Raw genomic sequence first — 17495 nt, 5'->3', positions numbered from 1 at the left:
CCGGTCTACAAGCCCAAACCCCTACGTTCCGTTCATTCCATGTCGGCACCTTGCCCGACTTCTAAAATGCGGCACGTTTCCAGTCCGAGTTCGCATGCCCCAAGAATCCCAGCCCTCTCGCGCGGCTCCTGCCAAGGCAGTATCTGCGGCGCCCCGCACGCTCATCTGGATCGGTCGCTTGGTGGTGGTTGTCGCCGGACTGGCGGCGGCAGGTGTTGCGGCCATGCTGATGGCCCTTGGCATCGCCCTGGCGGTGGCCTACCCCAATCTGCCGGACGTCACGGGCCTGGCCGACTACCGACCCAAGCTGCCTTTGCGCGTGCTCGCCGTGGATGGCCAGCTCATCGGCGAGTTCGGTGAAGAGCGGCGCAACCTGCTGACCATCGACCAGATCCCCGACGTGATGAAACACGCGGTGCTGGCCATCGAAGACGCACGCTTCTTCGAGCACAGCGGCGTGGATTACCGCGGCATGGTGCGCGCCGCGCTGGCCAACCTGCGCGAGGCCAAGAGCCAGGGCGCCTCCACCATCACCATGCAGGTGGCGCGCAACGTCTACCTGTCGGCGGAGAAGAGCTACACGCGCAAGATCTACGAGGTGCTGCTCACCTTCAAACTGGAGCACATGCTCACCAAGGAGCAGATCCTCGAGATCTACATGAACCAGATCTTCCTGGGCCGGCGGGCGTATGGCTTCGCGTCGGCCTCGCAGATCTACTTTGGCAAACCGCTGAAGGACGTGACCATCGCCGAGGCCGCGATGCTCGCGGGCCTGCCGCAGGCGCCTTCGGCCTACAACCCGGTCCGCAACCCCAAGCGCGCCCGCACGCGCCAGCTGTACATCATCGACCGCATGGTCGAAAACGGCTTCATCACCGCCCAACAGGCCGAAGAAGCCAAGGCCCAGGAGGTCAAGGTCCACCGCGGTGCCATGGAGGACAGCCTGCGCGCGGAGTTTGCGGCAGAGATGGTTCGCCAGGCCATCGTGGCCCAGTATGGCGAGGCCGCGTACACGCGCGGCCTGGTGGTGTCCACCACCATCGACCCGCGCGCCCAGGAAGCCGCCTACCGCGCCGTGCGCCAGGGCGTGCTGGACTACGAGCGCCGGCAGTTCTACCGCGGCCCGGAGCTGTTCATCAACCTGCCCGAGGACGCGCAGGAACGCGACACGGCCATCGACGAAGCCCTCGCGGAACGCCCCGACAACGGGGACCTGCTGTCGGCCGTGGTGCTCCAGGCCGACCCCCGCAAGGTGGTGGTGGTGCGCCAGGACGGCGACCCGATCGAGATCACCGGCGAAGGCCTCAAGCCGGTGCAGAGCGGCCTGTCGGACAAGGCCGGGCCAAACATCAAGCTGCGCCCCGGCGCCGTCGTGCGCATCGTCAAGGTGGGCGACAAATCCTGGCGCGTGACGCAGTTGCCCGAGGTCGAGTCCGCCTTCGTGGCGCTGGACCCGCGCAACGGCCGCATCGCTGCCGTCATCGGCGGCTTCGACTTCAACAAGAACAAGTTCAACCACGCCACCCAGGCCTGGCGCCAGCCGGGGTCCAGCTTCAAGCCCTTCATCTATTCCGCCGCGCTGGAAAAGGGCCTGACACCGATGACGGTGGTGAACGACGCGCCGCTGTTCTATTCCGCCGCCGAAACGGGCGGCAAGCCCTGGGAGCCGAAGAACTACGACGGCCAGTTCGAAGGCCCGATGTCGGTGCGCCGCGCGCTGGCCAAGTCCAAGAACATGGTGTCCATTCGCGTGCTGCAGCTGGTGGGCACGCAGAACGCGCAGAACTGGGTCACGCGCTTCGGCTTCGAGGCCGACAAGCACCCGCCCTACCTCACCATGGCGCTGGGCGCCGGTTCGGTCACGCCGCTGCAGATGGTCACGGCCTATTCGGTGTTCGCCAACGGCGGCCACCGGGTGACGCCCCTGCTGATCACCCGCGTGACGGACGCGCGCGGGCGCGTGCTGTTCGAAGCACCACAGACCACACTGGACAACGCGCCACAGGCGATCGAGCCGCGCAACGCCTTCATCATGAACAGCCTGTTGCAGGAGATCACCCGCTCAGGCACCGCCGCGCGCGCGCAGGCCACCCTCAAGCGGCCCGACCTGTATGGCAAGACCGGCACCACCAACGACGCGGTGGACGCCTGGTTCGTCGGCTACCAGCCCACGCTGGCCGCCGCGGCCTGGGTGGGCTACGACACGCCGCGCAACCTGGGCAGCCGAGAAACCGGCGGCGGCCTGGCGCTGCCGATCTGGATCTCCTTCATGCAGGAGATGCTGAAGAACGTGCCCGTGACCACCTACAGCGCGCCGCCCGGCGTGGTCAACATCGGCGGCGAGTGGTACTACGAAGAATACGGCCCGGGCAATGGCGTGCATGGGCTGGGCCTGGCGGATCCCTGGCCTGGCGCGCCCGCCGGTGCGGCGGTCGATGCCAATGGCGTGCCGATGGCCCCGCCGCCGCCGCAGCCACCGGTGGAAAACCGGCGCAGCATCCTGGACCTGTTCAGGAACTGAAGCGCAGCGCCTGGCCCGACTGCTCGCTCGCGTAACGCGACAGGTTCTCGAAGAACTCGCCGTTGCCCTTGGTGTCTTGCCAGGCGCGGCCATCGTGCTTGTAGTGAAAACCGCCGGCGCGTGCGGCCATCCACACCTCTTGCAGCGGCTTCTGCAGGTTGATCACGATCTGGCTGCGGTTGGCGAAGGTGAGTGTGATCATGCCGCCCACGCGCTGGTTGTCGATGTCCGCATCGGTGTCTTCGTTGATGCGGTCGCAGTTCAGTTCGATGGCGCGCAACAGGGCCTCGGCGCGATCCTGGTATTCGAGGTCGGTCATACAATGCGCGGATGTTTGGGTGGCTGCGCATTCTAGGTCGCTGTTCAGGCCCCGCTCGGGTCATGGCCTTGTCGCTGCTGCTGTCGGGCTTGGCGGCTTGCGGCCAGAAAGGTCCGCTCTATCTGCCGCCCCCCAAGAGCCCCGAGACCACGCCCAAGCCCGCCAACAATGCCCCTGTCGCCCCTGCCCGCCTTCCTGACGCAACGTCACGGTGAACTGCACGTCGAGGACCTGAGCCTCGACAGCCTGGCCCGGGCCCACGGCACCCCACTCTTTGTCTACAGCCAGGCCGCCATGCTGCAGGCCCTGGGCGCGTACCAGCGTGGTCTCGCCGGGCGCTCGCACCTCATCTGCTATGCGATGAAGGCCAACTCCTCGCTGGCCATCCTGCAGACGCTGGTGCGCGCGGGCTGTGGGCTGGACATCGTCTCGGGCGGCGAGCTGGAGCGTGCACTGGCCGCGGGCTGCGCGCCGGAACGCATCATCTTCTCGGGCGTGGGCAAGACCCGCGCCGAGATGCGCCGCGCACTCGATGTCGGCATCGGCTGCTTCAACGTCGAGAGCCGCGCCGAGCTGGCCGTGCTCGACGAGGTCGCGCGCGCGGTCGGGCGGCGCGCGCGCGTGAGCGTGCGCGTCAACCCCGACGTGGACGCGCAAACGCATCCCTACATTTCCACCGGCCTGAAGGACAACAAGTTCGGCATCGCGCACGACGAGGTGCTGGACACCTACCGCCAGGCCGCGTCGTGCAGCGGCCTCGAGGTGGTCGGCATCGACTGCCACATCGGCTCGCAGATCACGCAGGCGGCGCCCTACCTCGACGCGCTGGAGCGCGTGCTCGACCTGGTCGCCGCCATCGAAGGCCTCGGCTTGGGCCTGCGCCTGCACCACATCGACTTCGGCGGAGGCCTGGGCATCGACTACCGCGGCGACACGCCACCCGCCGCCGACGCGCTGTGGGCGCAGTTGCTGCAGCGCCTGGACGCGCGCGGCTTCGGCGACCGCCAGATCCTGATCGAGCCGGGCCGCTCCATCGTGGGCAACGCCGGTGTCTGCTTGACCGAAGTGCTCTACCTCAAGCCCGGGGAACACAAGAACTTCCTCATCGTGGACGCGGCCATGAACGATTTGCCGCGCCCCGCGATGTACCAGGCCTACCACCGCATCGAACCGCTGCGCGCGCGCGCCGACACCGCTCCGCTCACCTGGGATGTGGTCGGCCCCGTCTGCGAGAGCGGCGACTGGCTGGGCCGTGACCGCGAGCTGGCGGTGCAGGCCGGCGACCGGCTGGCGGTGCTGTCGGCTGGCGCCTACTGCATGAGCATGGCCAGCAACTACAACACGCGCGGCCGCGCCGCCGAGGTGCTGGTCGATGGCGCCCGGGCCACCGTGATCCGCCAGCGCGAAACCGCCGCCGATCAGATGCGGCTGGAAACGCCCCTGCCCTGAGGCGCGCCCCAGCGCCGCCAGGCGCGCCAGCCCAGCAGCGCGGCGAAGAGGACCGCGTACACCGCGACCTCGTTGAAGTCGTGCTTGCCCGCGCGCATCCAGAAGAAGTGCAGCACCGCCAGCACCGCCACCGCATAGACCAAGCGGTGCAGGGCCTGCCAGCGCGGCGCCCCCAGCGCGCGGATGGCGCGGTTGAAGGATGTGGCCGCCAGCGCGAGCAGCAGCAGCCAGGCCAGCGTGCCCACGAGAATGAAGGGGCGTTTGGGGATGTCGGCGACGACCTCGGCCCAGTCGAAGCCCATATCGAACCAGACGTACGCCAACCAGTGCAGCGTGGCGTAGAAGAACACGAACAGCCCCATCATGCGCCGAAAGCGCGCCAGTGCCGGCCAGCCCAGGCTGACGCGCAGCGGCGTCACCAGCAGCACCAGCACCAGGGCGCGCAATGTCCAGTCGCCCAGGGACCGGATCAGCGCCTCGGCGGGGTTGGCGCCCAGGCGGTCGGCCGCCGCGGCCCAGAACAGCCAGGCGAAAGGCAGGAGCCACACGGCAAACACCAGGGGTTTGGCCAGCGGGTGCAGCAACGCCCGCTGGACCGCGGCGCGGCTCAGCGAACGCCCTCCGTGCGGCGCGGGGTGGGCCCCTTCGGGCGGCCGGGCGGAGCCCATGGCCTCAGTAGAACTTGCGCAGGTCCATGCCGGCGTAGAGCTGGCCCACCTGCGCTTCGTAGCCGTTGAACATCAGCGTCGGGCGCCGCTTGGCGAACAGGCCACCGCCCTCGCCAATGCGCCGCTCGGTCGCCTGGCTCCAGCGCGGGTGCGCCACCTGCGGATTCACGTTGGAGAAGAAGCCGTACTCTTGCGGCGCCGCCAGATTCCAGGAGGTGCGCGGCTCTTTCTCGACGAAGCGGATCTTCACCAGGGACTTGCCGCTTTTGAAGCCGTACTTCCAGGGCACCACCAAGCGCACCGGCGCGCCGTTCTGGTTGGGCAGCACCTCGCCGTACAGGCCGAAAGCCAGCAGCGTGAGCGGGTGCTGCGCCTCGTCCAGGCGCAAGCCTTCCACATACGGCCATTCCAGCACGTTGGCGCGCAGGCCGGGCATCTGCTGCCTGTCGGCCAGCGTCACGAACTCCACGTACTTCGCGCTGCCCTGCGGCTCCACGCGCTTGATCAGCTCGGCCAGTGAATAGCCTTGCCAGGGCAGCACCATCGACCAGCCCTCGACGCAGCGCAGGCGGTAGAGGCGCTCTTCCATGGGCGCCAGCTTGAGCAAGGCGTCGAGGTCGAAGCGCCCGGGCTTGTTCACCAGGCCTTCGACCTCCACCGTCCAGGGACGGGTCTTGAGCGTGCCCGCGTACCGCAGCGGATCGCTCTTGTCGGTGCCGAACTCGTAGAAGTTGTTGTAGCTGGTGGCGTCCTCGTAGCTGGTGGGTTTTTCCACCGTGGTGGCCCCGGGCACCGTGGACATCTTGCCCGGCAAGGCGGCCAGCTTGCCAGGGCGCGTCGGCGACGCCTGGGCCCAGGCATCGCGCGAAGCCCAGGCCACGCCCGCGGCGGCCAGGCCGGCCAGCCATTGGCGGCGCCCCAGGTAGGCGTGGCGCGGGGTGATTTCGCTGCTGCGCGGATGAACGAAACCGTCGCGGTCGGTTCGGATGATCATGGCCGTGTCCTCAGTGGCGCGCGGACGCGAGGAATGCCGCGCCCGCCACCCGTCTGTCGTGTGATCCGCCGGAACCTTACGCGGTTCCGGACTCAGAGGGTGCCGTAGCTGTGCAAACCCGAGAGGAACATGTTGACGCCGATGAAAGCGAAGGTGGTGATGGCCAGGCCCACCAGCGCCCACCAGGCGGCCACGGTGCCGCGCAGGCCTTTCATCAGCCGCATGTGCAGCCAGGCCGCGTAGTTGAGCCAGACGATCAGCGCCCAGGTCTCCTTCGGATCCCAGCTCCAGTAGCCACCCCAGGCCTCGGCGGCCCACAGGGCGCCCAGCACGGTGGCGATGGTGAAGAAGGCGAAGCCGACCGCGATGGCCTTGTACATCACGTCGTCCAGCACCTCGAACGAAGGCAGGCGTTCGGCGATGCGGCCGCGCACCGACAGAATGCCGCCCACGATGAAGGCCGACACGCCGAAGTAGATGAACCAATAGACGCCGCCCTTGTCGGTGGCGCCCTGGCGGAACACCAGCGGCTCGAAGCACAGCACCACGCCCAGCACCCACAGCGGCGCCAGCTTGTACCAGCGGGTCTCGCCGGCGCTTTGCTTGATGAGGTAGGCGAAAGCCAGCATGGCCGCGATCGCGAAGGTGCCGTAGCCGATGAAGTTGGCCGGCACGTGCAGTTTCATCCACCAGCTCTGCAGCGCGGGCACCAGGGGCTGGATCTCGTGCGCCTCGCGCACCACCGTGTACCAGAGCAGAAAGCCCACGGCCGCGCTCACGATCAGCATGGCGAAGGCGCCCATGCGGCGCGTGCTGTACTGCTGCTCGTAGTAGAGGTAGAAAGCCGCCGTCATCCAGCAGAACAGCACGAAGACCTCGTAAAGGTTGCTCACCGGGATGTGGCCGATGCCCGGGCCGATCTGGTGGCTTTCGTACCAGCGCACCAGCGAGCCGATGAGCGCCAGGCCCACCGCCACCCAGGCCAGGCGCGAGCCCAGCGCTTCAAGGGCATCGCCCGCGCGCGTGAACATGCCCAGCCAGTAGAAGGCGGTGCTCATGAAGAACAGCACGCTCATCCACAGGATGGCCGACTGGCTGGAGATGAAGTACTTGAGCAGGAAGACCTGATCGCCGCGCGCCAGGTCGGCGCCGCCGCCCGGGGCCTGGTACAGCCAGATGGCCAGCAGGGCAAAGGCCGCGACCACCGCCGCCAGCTTCTGCAGCGGGCGCCAGAACCAGCCCAGGGCGACCATGCTGGGCACGGTGCCGGCGAGGATCCACTTCTCGTAGATGTCCATGGCGCCGCCGTAGCGCAGGAAGGCCAGCACGGCGCCGGCCAGCACGAACGCGGCGAACAGCCAGTCCCAGCGGTTGCGGCGGGCGAAATAGCCAGGGGCCAGTTCGGCGCCGCCCGAGGACTTCTTGAGCGTGATGGTTTGCGTGGCGGTGGTGGTGTTCATGCGGTCACCTGGAAAGCAATTGGGTCTTGAGCTGGTCGAACTCGCGGTCGGCGTCCAGCGTCTTGCGGTTGGTGGACAGGGCCATGCTGGCCTGCGCCCCCTGCCCGCTCGGCGTCAGCCAGACCCACAGGCGACGCTCGCGGACGTAGAGCATGGCAAAGACGCCGATGATGAGCAACAGGCAGCCCAGGTAGACGACCGTCTTGCCCGGGGCGCGGGCCACCTGGAAGACGCTGGCCTGCACATGGGTGAAGTCGGTCAGCTCGAAGGCCATGGGCGCCGGGTAGAAGAAGGTATCGGACAGGCTGATCACCGCCTGGGTCATGAAGCGCTGGGCGGGTTCGTCGCGCGCCAGCGGCGCCAGCCCGGCCTTCTCGCGGCTGAGCTGCAGCAACTCGAACAGGGTGCCGTTGAGAATGCGCACCAGCACGTCGCTGGCACGCTCGCGCTCGGCCTCGGGCACGTTGGCCTGCAGGAACGCGGCCACGGCCTGCAGGCCGCCGCTCGCCTCGCGGGGCGCGCTGCCGTCGGCGCCCTTCATGGCGCTCGCGCGGTTCAGGCCATTCGTCGCCCCCGCGTCCGCCACCGGCGTGACGCGTTCCGCGCCCGAAAACAGCGCCAGCGCGCGCGAGGCCGAGGCCACCAGGGCCTGCTCCAGGTCCGCGCGGCCCGGCTCCACCGACTGCGCGGCGTAGCGGCGCACGGCCTCGGCGCGCAGCGCCGGGTCGCTCAGCGCGGCGCGCAGCCGCACGAAGCCATCCAGGCTGTCGTTCTCGTCGGCGGGTACACGCAGGTAGCGGAAGCTGTCCTGCGGTGTTTCGCGCAGGCCCAACAGGTACACGCGCTGGCCGTCGAGCTCCATCGGCAGCATGTAGTTGTGGTACTCGACCGCCTGGCCTGCTGCGTCGCGCAGCTTGTAGGTCACGCTGGGGCCCACGTTGCGCAGGGTCTTCTCGGTCACGGTCTTGTGCGCGGCGCCCAGGCGGCTTTCGATGGACTCGCGCAGGTCGACCTTGCGCACGTCGGCCCCGCTGCCGGTGGCGGCGAAGTTCTCCACGTTGATGACGCGCAGGCTGGTGAACTCCAGCGAGAGCTTCTGGTCGCCGTTGCTCAGTTCGGTGGAGCCACCGATGGTGCCTTCGACCTCGAAGGGTTTGCCCGGACCATTGATGGGCACGGCCTTGAGCTTCACACGAGAACCACCGTCGTCGAAGCTGGATTGGTAAATCGCCACGCCGCGGTGGAAGGCCGGGTGGTTCACCTCCACGCGGGCGTTCTTCTGTTCACCGGTGTCGCGGTCGTGGATCACGATCTCGCTGGCGAACAGCCGTGGCATGCCGGTGTCGTAGTACTCGACGATGAACTTCTTGAGCTCCACCGAGAACGGCAGCTCCTGCAACAGCACGCCACCGGGCTGCGTGAGGATGGCCGTGCTGGACGCGGTGCCCTCGGTCACCAGCAGGTTGCCGCGAAAGGTCGGGTTGGCGGTGGACAGCCGGTACTGCTCGGGCACGTCGGCGATCAGGCCGCCGCCCTGGTAGACCTGCTTGCCGTTGAACCAGGTCTGGGCGCGCACCATCAGGTCGCCGTCGAGCAGGCCGCCGATGCACACCATCACGATGGCGCTGTGCGCCGCGATGTAGCCCCACTTGTTCGCGGCGCCGGCCTTGGCAGCCAGCATCCAGCCAGTGCCCTGGGGCGTCTCGCGCGACTGCAACCTGACCTTCCAGCCCGAGCCCAGCAGGGCCTGACCCATGCGGTTGGCGGCGGCCTCGGGCGCTTCGGCCAGCTCGCCCTGCGCCTTGTGCGGGAAGGCCTTGAGGCTTTGCTCGCGGATGTTTTCCTTGTAGGCCTTGAGGTCGGCGAGGATCTTGGGCGTGTTGCGCGCGATGCACAGGCTGGTGCTGACCACCAGAAAGGCCAGGATCAGCAGGAACCACCAGGCGCTGTAGACGGTGTAGAGGTTGGCCGCCGCGAACACGTCGGCCCAGAAGGGGCCGAACTGGTTGACGTAGTTGTTGTAGGGCTCGTTCTGCTTGACCACCGTGCCGATGACCGAGGCGATGCAGATCACCGTCAGCAGCGACACGGCAAAGCGCATCGACGACAGCAGCTCGACCCAGTCGCTCAGGCGCCGCGGGGCGGAGCGCAATTCCAGGCCTTGGGTGGAGACGGTCATGGGAGAGATACGTGGGGGCAGAAAAAAAGGCGCGTCCCGTGCGGACAGCGCCCTATCAGATGGCTTTCATGGCCGGCGGTTCAATTCATCGAGCGACGGGGCCGCATTGTGGGCCCAAACATCACTTAGTGCTTATATCCCGGGTGGGCCGAAGGGGCGCGGCCGCGGCCGCGCCACGCGCTTCAGCGCAGACCGGCGATGTAGTCGGAGACCGCCTTGATCTCTCGGTCGGTCATCTTGGCGGCCACGCCAGCCATTTGCGGGTTGTTGGCGCGCGAACCGTCGCGGAAATGGCGCAGCTGCGTTTCGGTGTATTCGGCGTGCTGGCCGGCGATGTGCGGGAACTGCGAGGGAATGCCCGCGCCGTTCGGGCTGTGGCAGCCCGCGCAGGCGGCGATGCCGCGGTCGGCCAGGCCGCCGCGGTAGATGCGCTCGCCCAGCTTCACCAGTTCGGCATCGGAGGCAAAGCCTTCCTTGGCTTTCTGCGAGGCCAGCCAATAGGCGATGTTGCGCATGTCGTCGTCGGACAGCGAGGCCGCCATGCCCTGCATGATGGCGTTCTTGCGCTTGCCGGACTTGTATTCCTGCAGCTGCTTGATGAGGTACTCGGGGTGCTGCTGCGCGAGCTTGGGGTTGGCTGGCGTGGTGGAATTGCCGTCCGCCGCGTGGCAGGCCACGCACACGGCGCCATAAGAGGCGGAGCCCTTGGCCAGGTCGGGCTTGGCCGACTGCGCGTGCGCGCTCAGGGACAGGGCGGCGGCCGCGGCAGCGACCAGGAGGGAGGCATGCAATTTCATGTCGGGCTGTCGGTGCGGTCGACGAATACGTGGGGCGCCTGGACCCCGTTTGGGGCGCTCGGCTGGACAAAACCCGCGGATTTTACAATGCGCTCCCAAACTGGCTCCCAATGACCCACGACCTCACTGCGGACCCCGGCCGCGACCCACGACTGGCGAACGGCTGGCTGCACACCGCCCGCTTCCTGACCACCGCCCCCCAACTGGAGCATCTGCCGGCCCTCGAGGTGCCGGAGATCGCCTTCGTCGGCCGCTCGAACGCGGGCAAGTCCACCGCCATCAACACGCTCACCCAACAAAAGCGCCTGGCCTTCGCCTCCAAGACGCCCGGGCGCACGCAGAGCATCAACCTGTTCTCCCTGGGCAAGCAGGGTGCCACCGACGCCGTGCTGGCCGACCTGCCCGGCTACGGCTACGCCGCCGTGCCGCGCGAGGCCAAGATCCGCTGGCAGCGCGTGATGGCCAACTACCTGCTTACCCGCCCCAACCTGGTGGCGGTGGTGCTGCTGGTGGACCCTCGCCTGGGCCTGACCGAACTCGATGAGGCCCTGCTGGAGGCCATCCGCCCGCGCGTGGAACAGGGCCTGAAGTTCCTGCTGCTGCTCACCAAGGCCGACAAGCTCACGCGCACCGAGGCCAACAAGGCCTTGTCGATCGCCAAGCTGCAGTCGGCCGGCGGCGAGGCGCGGCTGTTCTCCGCGCTGAAGAAACAGGGCCTGGACGAAGTGGCCATGCTGCTGTGGCGCTGGACGCATGAGGCGGCCGGCCCAGCCGTCAGCGACGAGTGAAGCGGCCGGCCCCACAGACACCGCGGAACCGGCCTTGCCGGGCCGCAGGCGCCGCCCCCGGGAGGGGGCCGCGCGCAGCGCGGCGCGGGTGATTCACATCAGATAGAAGGCGGGCGCGCCCGGCGGGCGCGTCTTGAACCGCTTGTGCACCCAGTAGTACTGCTCGGGCGCCTCGGCGATGAAGCCCTCGAGCCGGCGGTTCATCTCGGCGGTGTCGGCGGTCACGTCGCCCGTGGGGTAGTCGGCCCAGGGTGAATGCACCGTGACTTCGTAGCCGTCGGGCACCAGCCGCGCCGTCACCGGCACCACCTGCGCGCCGCCCAGACGCGCCAGACGCGGCAGCGAGGTGAGCGTGGCCGCCGGCACGCCGAAGAAGGGCACGAAGACCGCGTCGCGCTCGCCATGGTCCATGTCGGGCAGCAGGTACAGCGGCAGGCCCTCGCGCAGGGCCGTGGCCAGGGCGCGCAGGCCCTGGCGCTTGCCCACCACGTGCGGGTTGCCGAAACGCTGGCGGCCCTCGGCCATCCAGCGGTCCACGTCGGCGTTGAGCTGCTCGGCGTACAGGCCGCAGAAGCGGCGCGACAGGTGCGCGGTCAGCGCCGTCCAGCCGGCGTCCATGCCGACGAAATGGGGCGCGAAGATCACCGTGGGCGCCTGGCCCTCCAGGGCCTCGAGGTCGCCGCGCAGCAGCAGGCGGCGCTTGACCACGTGGGCCGGGGCTTCCCACAGCCAGCCGCGGTCCAGCCAGGCCTGGGCGAAGAACACGAAATGGCGCCGGATGGCGGCGTCGCGCTCGGCCTCGGAATGGTCGGGGAAGCAGGCGGCCCAGTTGGTGCGTGCGATGCGCCGCCGCCGCGTGGCCACCACGTGCAGCACGCTGCCCAGCGCCCAGCCCAGCGCACGCACCCAGGGCAGCGGCAGGCGCGCCATCAGGCGCATGAGGCCCAGGCCCAGCCGGTTGCTCAGCCGCGCCGGCGGTCCGGCGTCGGGGGCGGGCGCAGGGGACGGGGAGGAAGTCGGCATCAGCGCGGTGGCTTGTAGCGGTCGTAGGACCACAGGTACTGGGCGGGCGATTCTCGCACCAGGGATTCCATGGCCGCGTTGACGGCGGCGGCCGCGGCCTGCGGGTCGGCCGGCAGCGGCTCGGCCAAGGGCCGCACATGCACCACGTAGCCCTGGCCCCAGGGCAGGCGCTCGCCCCAGCTCAGCAGCACCTGGGTGTCGCCCGAGCGCGCCAGCCGGGCCGACAGGGTCATGGTGTAGGCCTCGCGCCCGAAAAACGGCGCCCAGGTGCCCAGGCCCTTGGGTGGCACCTGGTCCGGCAGCAGGCCCACGGCCTCGCCCGACTTCAGCGCCTGCACCAGCTGGCGCACCCCCGACAGGGTGGTGGGCGCCGTGCGCAGGCCGGGGCGCTCGCGCGAGTGGTCCACCAGCGCGCGCAGCCAGGGTTGCCGCGCGGGACGGAACAGCACGGTCATGGGCCGGCTGGCGCCGAAGCGCGCGGCGTAGGCCTGGGCGGTGATCTCGAAGCAGCCCAGGTGGGGGGTCAGGAACAGCAGGCCGCGCCCCGCGGCCGACGCGGCTTCGATGTGCTCGGCGCCATCCCAGCGCACCGGCGCTGGCGCGCCCAGCCACAGCCGGGGCAGTTCGGCGACCAGCTTGCCGGCCTCGGCCACCGAGCGCCAGGCCACGCCCGGCGGCATGCCCGCCTGGCGGGCATTGGCCAGCAGCCGGCGCCGGTAGCGCGGCGACAACAGGAAGCTCAGCCAGCCCAGGATCACCCCCGCGCCGTGCAACAGGGGCAGGGGCAGGCGGCTGCCCAAAACAAACAAAAGACGGATCAGCGTGACCAAGTGGGGGGACGCCAGCGGGGCCGGCTGAATTAGAATGGCCGGATCGCCGAGTTGATGAACTGATTGCGGGGCGATTCACAAATACCGCTAAAGCGTTCGCCGACTTCTGACAGACCGGCAAACGCCGATCCGACAACCTCAGGAGTTTAAATGGCGAGCGACTTCCTCTTCACGTCCGAATCCGTGTCCGAAGGCCACCCCGACAAGGTGGCGGACCAGATCTCCGACGCCATCCTCGACGCGATCTTCGAACAGGACCCGCGCAGCCGCGTGGCCGCGGAGACCCTGACCAACACCGGTCTCGTGGTGCTGGCCGGCGAGATCACCACCAACGCGCACGTCGACTACATCCAGGTCGCGCGCGACACCATCAAGCGCATCGGCTACGACAACACCGAATACGGCATCGACTACAAGGGCTGCGCGGTGCTCGTGGCCTACGACAAGCAGTCCAACGACATCGCCCAGGGCGTGGACCACGCCTCCGACGACCACCTCAACATCGGTGCCGGCGACCAAGGCCTGATGTTCGGCTACGCCTGCGACGAGACGCCGGAGCTCATGCCCGCGCCCATCTACTACGCGCACCGCCTGGTCGAGCGCCAGGCGCAGCTGCGCAAGGACGGCCGCCTGCCCTTCCTGCGCCCGGACGCCAAGAGCCAGGTGACCATGCGCTACGTGGACGGCAAGCCGCACAGCATCGACACCGTGGTGCTGTCCACCCAGCATTCGCCCGACCAGAGCGAGACGCCCACCAAGATGAAGGCCAGCTTCAACGAAGCCATCATCGAGGAGATCATCAAGCCGGTGCTGCCCAAGGAGTGGCTCAAGGACACCAAGTACCTGATCAACCCCACGGGCCGCTTCGTCATCGGCGGCCCGCAGGGCGATTGCGGCCTGACCGGCCGCAAGATCATCGTCGACACCTACGGCGGCGCCTGCCCGCACGGCGGTGGCGCGTTCTCGGGCAAGGACCCGTCCAAGGTGGACCGCTCGGCCGCCTACGCCGCGCGCTACGTGGCCAAGAACATCGTCGCAGCGGGCCTGGCCAAGCAGTGCCAGATCCAGGTCGCCTACGCCATCGGCGTGGCGCGCCCCATGAACGTGACCGTCTACACCGAAGGCACCGGCGTCATCCCCGACGAGCAGATCGCCCAGCTGGTGCAGGAGCACTTCGACCTGCGTCCCAAGGGCATCATCCAGATGCTGGATCTGCTGCGCCCCATCTACGGCAAGACCGCCGCGTACGGCCACTTCGGCCGCGAGGAGCCGGAGTTCAGCTGGGAGAAGACCGACAAGGCCGCCACGCTGCGCGCAGCGGCCGGCCTCAAGTGAGCGCGGCGATCGCGCAGCGAGAACCCCACAGCGTCGGCCCGAAGTAAGCCGAAACGCCTCACATGAAGCCCCGCCGGCGAGAGCCCGCGGGGCTTTTTCGTGCGGAAATGCGCTGGAAACACCCCGCTATTGCTCGGCGGGCTGGCTGAATTTTTCCGTTCGGCGTCCGATATCCACCGGCAAGGACCCCTTTTTTCCGAGCCAACCGTACCGGAGCCTCCATGGAGATCGACCTGCCCCTCACCGGCCCCGCCGGCGACAGCGCCAGCGCCCAGTGCCTGTTCGACCAGGCGCCGTGCGGCCTCGTCGCGCTGGACGCCGAGCTGCAGTGCCTGCGCGCCAATGGCACCCTGCTGCGCTGGCTCGGCCATGCCGACGCGCCCGCGCAGGCCCTGTCGGGGCTGTTCGAACCGGCCGACCACGGCAGCCAGCAGCAGGCGCGCCTGCACCTGGACCTGCTGCGCCAGACGGGCGAGCCACAGACGCTGGACGTGAGCCTGCGCCGCGCCGACGGCAGCGTGTTCCGCGCCCGCCTCAGCTCCTCGGCCGTGCGCGACGCCGATGGCCATTTCCTGCACAGCAGCAGCCTGGTGATGCCCGTGCCCGAACCCGTGGCGCCCGCGGCCGCCGCCTCGCCCGCCGAGGCGCTGTTGCGCGGCGTCATCGATCGCGTCCCCGCGCGCCTGGCCTACTACGACAAGGACCTGATCTGCCGCTTCGCCAACCTGGCGCACGCGGCGCGCTATGGCAAGCGGCCCGAGCAGATGGTGGGCTCGCACCTGAGCGAGGTGGTGCGCCCCGATCTGCTGCCCGAAATCCTGCCGCGCGTGGCCGCCGCCCTCAGCGGCGAGCGCCAGAGCTTCGAGGCCGAGCGCCTGGATGCCGCCGGCCAGCGCTGCTACTTCGAGATCCACTACATCCCTGACCAGCAGGGCGAAGAGGTCAAGGGCCTGCTGATCGAGCTGCACGACATCAGCGAGCGCCGCCGCACCGAGGAGCTGGTGCTCCACGCCAACCGCGACCTCGAGGACCGCGTGCGCGAGCGCACCACCGAGCTCTACGAAAGCGAGCAGCGCTACCGCCTGATGGTCGACGCGCTGCAGGACTACTGCATCTACTTCATCGACGACGCCGGCCGCATCACCGAATGGACCGAAAGCGCGCAGCGCCTGCACGGCCACCCGCGCCCGCAGATCCTGGGCCAGCGCTTCGACACGCTGATGAGCAGCGACAACGCGGGCGAGGACGAGGTCGACGCGGGCCAGGTGCTGCGCCTGGCCAAGTCGCACGGCCAATGGGAGTCGCGCGGCTGGCGACTGCGCTCGGACGGCTCGCGCTTCTGGGCCCACACCGTGGTCACCGCGCTGCGCAACCAGCAGGGCGAGCTGCGCGGCCTCTCGTGCATCACGCGCGACATGACCGCGGCCAAGAACCTCGAGGACGTGATGAACGACCTCAACCGCGAGCTGGAAAAGCGCGTGGCCGAGCGCACGCGCCAGCTGGTGGCCGCCAACAAGGACCTCGACGTCTTCTCGCACATGGTCTCGCACGACCTGCGCGCGCCGCTGCGCCACATCAGCAGCTTCACCAGCCTGCTCAACGAGCAGCTCGGCGAATCCGAGGAGCCCATGGTGCAGCAGTGCCTGCAGTCCATCGGCAAGTCGACCAAGCGCATGAGCCAGATGATCGAGGGCCTGCTGGAGTACGCCCGCCTGGGCCGCGTCGCCATCGAATCGCAGCCTGTGCCGCTGAGCCCGCTGCTGCACGGCGTGGTGGCGCACCTGCGCCAGGAGAACGCGCAGCGCCAGATCGAGTGGGTCATCGACCCCGATCTGCCCATGGTGCGCGGCGACGCCATGCTGCTGGCCCAGGCCTGGGGCAACCTGCTGGACAACGCGGTGAAGTACACGCGCAAGCACCCCAAGGCGCGCATCGAGGTGGGCTGCAAGGTCAACCCGGTGGGCGGGCACATGTTCTACGTCAGCGACAACGGCGCCGGCTTCGACCTGGAGAAGGCGCACAACCTGTTCGTGATGTTCCAGCGCCAGCACCACTCGATGGATTTCGAGGGCAACGGCACCGGACTGGCATTGACGCAGCGCATCATCGAGCGCCACGACGGCCGCATCTGGTGCGAGACCGCGCCGGGCCGCGGCTGCACCTTCTACTTCACCCTGCCCTTCGACGGCGCCGAGCCCGCCCCGGCGTTCACCGTCTCGGCCATGGCCGCGCTGGCGGCCTGAGCGCCAGCCCCCGCGGGCAGCGGCCGGGATAATCCCCGGCCATGCCCGCTTCCCCCTCCCTGTTCGACCTGGGCGCGCGCACGGCCCTCGTCACCGGCGCCGCGCGTGGCCTGGGCCGCGCCATTGCCGACGCCCTGGCCGCGCACGGCGCACGCGTGTGGCTCGGCGGGCGCGATGCCGCCGCCTTGCGCGCGGCGGCCACGGCCATCGGCCCGAACGCCCGCGCCCTGCCCTTCGACGTGTCCGATCACGCGGCCGCCAGCGCCGCCGTGGCGCGCGTGCTGGCCGAATCCGGCCGCCTGGACATCGTGGTCAACGCCGTCGGCCAGCGCCGCCGCGAACCGCTGCAGGCCCTGCCCGCCCAGGCCCTGCGCGACATGCTCGAGTCCAACCTGGTGGCCGCCTGGCACCTGTGCCGCGAGGCCGCCGAGCCCATGCGGCGACAAGGCCATGGGCGGCTGATCAACATCACCTCCATCGCCGGCCCCCTGGCGCGCGCCGGCGACGCGGCCTACACCACCAGCAAAGGCGGCCTGGAGGCCATGACGCGCGCGCTGGCCGCCGAGCTGGGGCCGCACGGCGTCACGGCCAATGCCATCGCCCCGGGTTACTTCGCCACCGAGACCAATGCGGCCATGGTGGACGACGCGCAGGTGGCCGACTGGCTGCGTCGGCGAACCTCCGTGGGCCGCTGGGGCCGGCCCGAGGAGATCGCCGCCGCCGCGGTGTTCCTGGCTTCCGACGCCGCCAGCTACGTCACCGGCCAGGTGGTGGCGGTGGACGGCGGCTACCTCGCGCACTTCTGAGCGCCGCCGCGTGGCGGCCCCGCCACGCGCGCCGCGCGTTCGATCACCAAGGCGTCGCGCGGCGCCATCCACCCCCCGTTTCC

General features: G+C 69.2%; 15 protein-coding genes. 7 read left to right on the top strand and 8 right to left on the bottom strand.

Translation table 11 applies throughout. The annotated features are described in order from the left end of the window. The first annotated feature begins 94 nt into the window (after positions 1-94). The gene (locus SOM08_RS04370; protein ID WP_116958387.1) at positions 95-2521 is read left to right on the top strand and encodes a penicillin-binding protein 1A; all 2427 of its coding nucleotides are present in this window, start codon (positions 95-97) and stop codon (positions 2519-2521) included. Here the strand turns inward: SOM08_RS04370 and cyaY are convergent. Beyond that, positions 2511-2840, bottom strand: a complete 330-nt coding sequence (gene cyaY / locus SOM08_RS04365; protein WP_116958388.1) for an iron donor protein CyaY — start codon at positions 2838-2840, stop codon at positions 2511-2513. The genes SOM08_RS04370 and cyaY overlap by 11 nt on opposite strands. Positions 2841-2851: 11 nt before the next feature. Between cyaY and lptM the strand changes: the two genes are divergently transcribed. Both lptM and lysA read left to right on the top strand, forming a co-directional pair. Continuing rightward, positions 2852-3055: an LPS translocon maturation chaperone LptM gene (gene lptM, locus SOM08_RS04360; protein WP_083293166.1), complete on the top strand. Its 204-nt coding sequence runs from the start codon at positions 2852-2854 to the stop codon at positions 3053-3055. Then, positions 3009-4289, top strand: a complete 1281-nt coding sequence (gene lysA / locus SOM08_RS04355; protein WP_116958389.1) for a diaminopimelate decarboxylase — start codon at positions 3009-3011, stop codon at positions 4287-4289. The genes lptM and lysA overlap by 47 nt, the downstream gene beginning before the upstream one ends. Here lysA and SOM08_RS04350 read toward each other — a convergent pair. The 5 genes from SOM08_RS04350 to SOM08_RS04330 form a co-directional block, all read right to left on the bottom strand. Next, a complete protein-coding gene (locus SOM08_RS04350) occupies positions 4259-4957 on the bottom strand; it encodes a protein-methionine-sulfoxide reductase heme-binding subunit MsrQ (protein ID WP_322470121.1) in 699 nt (232 codons plus the stop codon). The genes lysA and SOM08_RS04350 overlap by 31 nt on opposite strands. 4 nt (positions 4958-4961) lie before the next feature. Continuing rightward, positions 4962-5951, bottom strand: coding sequence for a protein-methionine-sulfoxide reductase catalytic subunit MsrP (msrP, locus tag SOM08_RS04345; RefSeq protein ID WP_322470120.1), 990 nt, complete (start codon positions 5949-5951; stop codon positions 4962-4964). A gap of 92 nt (positions 5952-6043) precedes the next feature. Next, complete coding sequence (gene ccsB / locus SOM08_RS04340) at positions 6044-7411, bottom strand: c-type cytochrome biogenesis protein CcsB (RefSeq protein WP_322470119.1); 1368 nt, start codon at positions 7409-7411, stop codon at positions 6044-6046. 4 nt (positions 7412-7415) lie between these two features. After that, a complete protein-coding gene (locus SOM08_RS04335) occupies positions 7416-9590 on the bottom strand; it encodes a cytochrome c biogenesis protein ResB (protein WP_116958391.1) in 2175 nt (724 codons plus the stop codon). Between the two features lie 182 nt (positions 9591-9772). Next, positions 9773-10387: a c-type cytochrome gene (locus tag SOM08_RS04330; RefSeq protein WP_070399172.1), complete on the bottom strand. Its 615-nt coding sequence runs from the start codon at positions 10385-10387 to the stop codon at positions 9773-9775. Between the two features lie 110 nt (positions 10388-10497). On the opposite strand from SOM08_RS04330, the gene yihA reads away from it, so the two are divergent. Continuing rightward, complete coding sequence (gene yihA / locus SOM08_RS04325) at positions 10498-11175, top strand: ribosome biogenesis GTP-binding protein YihA/YsxC (protein WP_116958392.1); 678 nt, start codon at positions 10498-10500, stop codon at positions 11173-11175. 93 nt (positions 11176-11268) lie between these two features. Here yihA and SOM08_RS04320 read toward each other — a convergent pair whose 3' ends face one another. Together SOM08_RS04320 and SOM08_RS04315 are read right to left on the bottom strand one after the other, a co-directional pair. Next, positions 11269-12198, bottom strand: a complete 930-nt coding sequence (locus SOM08_RS04320) for a lipid A biosynthesis acyltransferase (protein ID WP_116958393.1) — start codon at positions 12196-12198, stop codon at positions 11269-11271. Further along, complete coding sequence (locus SOM08_RS04315; RefSeq protein ID WP_116958394.1) at positions 12198-13028, bottom strand: lysophospholipid acyltransferase family protein; 831 nt, start codon at positions 13026-13028, stop codon at positions 12198-12200. Before SOM08_RS04315 ends, SOM08_RS04320 begins: the two co-directional genes overlap by 1 nt. Positions 13029-13178: 150 nt before the next feature. Here SOM08_RS04315 and metK point away from each other — a divergent pair, with 150 nt between their 5' ends. The 3 genes from metK (at position 13179) to SOM08_RS04300 (ending at position 17412) form a co-directional block, all read left to right on the top strand. Then, complete coding sequence (gene metK / locus SOM08_RS04310; protein WP_116958395.1) at positions 13179-14363, top strand: methionine adenosyltransferase; 1185 nt, start codon at positions 13179-13181, stop codon at positions 14361-14363. A 221-nt stretch (positions 14364-14584) separates the two neighbouring features. Next, positions 14585-16606: a PAS domain S-box protein gene (locus SOM08_RS04305; protein WP_116958396.1), complete on the top strand. Its 2022-nt coding sequence runs from the start codon at positions 14585-14587 to the stop codon at positions 16604-16606. A 41-nt stretch (positions 16607-16647) separates the two neighbouring features. Beyond that, positions 16648-17412 (top strand): SDR family oxidoreductase, encoded by a 765-nt coding sequence (locus tag SOM08_RS04300; protein ID WP_116958397.1) that lies wholly within the window; start codon positions 16648-16650, stop codon positions 17410-17412. The last annotated feature ends 83 nt before the right edge of the window (positions 17413-17495 follow it).

The sequence above is a fragment of the Hydrogenophaga sp. SNF1 genome (genome assembly GCF_034421675.1).
Classification (GTDB): domain Bacteria; phylum Pseudomonadota; class Gammaproteobacteria; order Burkholderiales; family Burkholderiaceae_C; genus Hydrogenophaga; species Hydrogenophaga borbori.
Note: the sequence above shows the minus strand (reverse complement) of the source record. Positions and strands in the feature narration are given on the sequence as shown.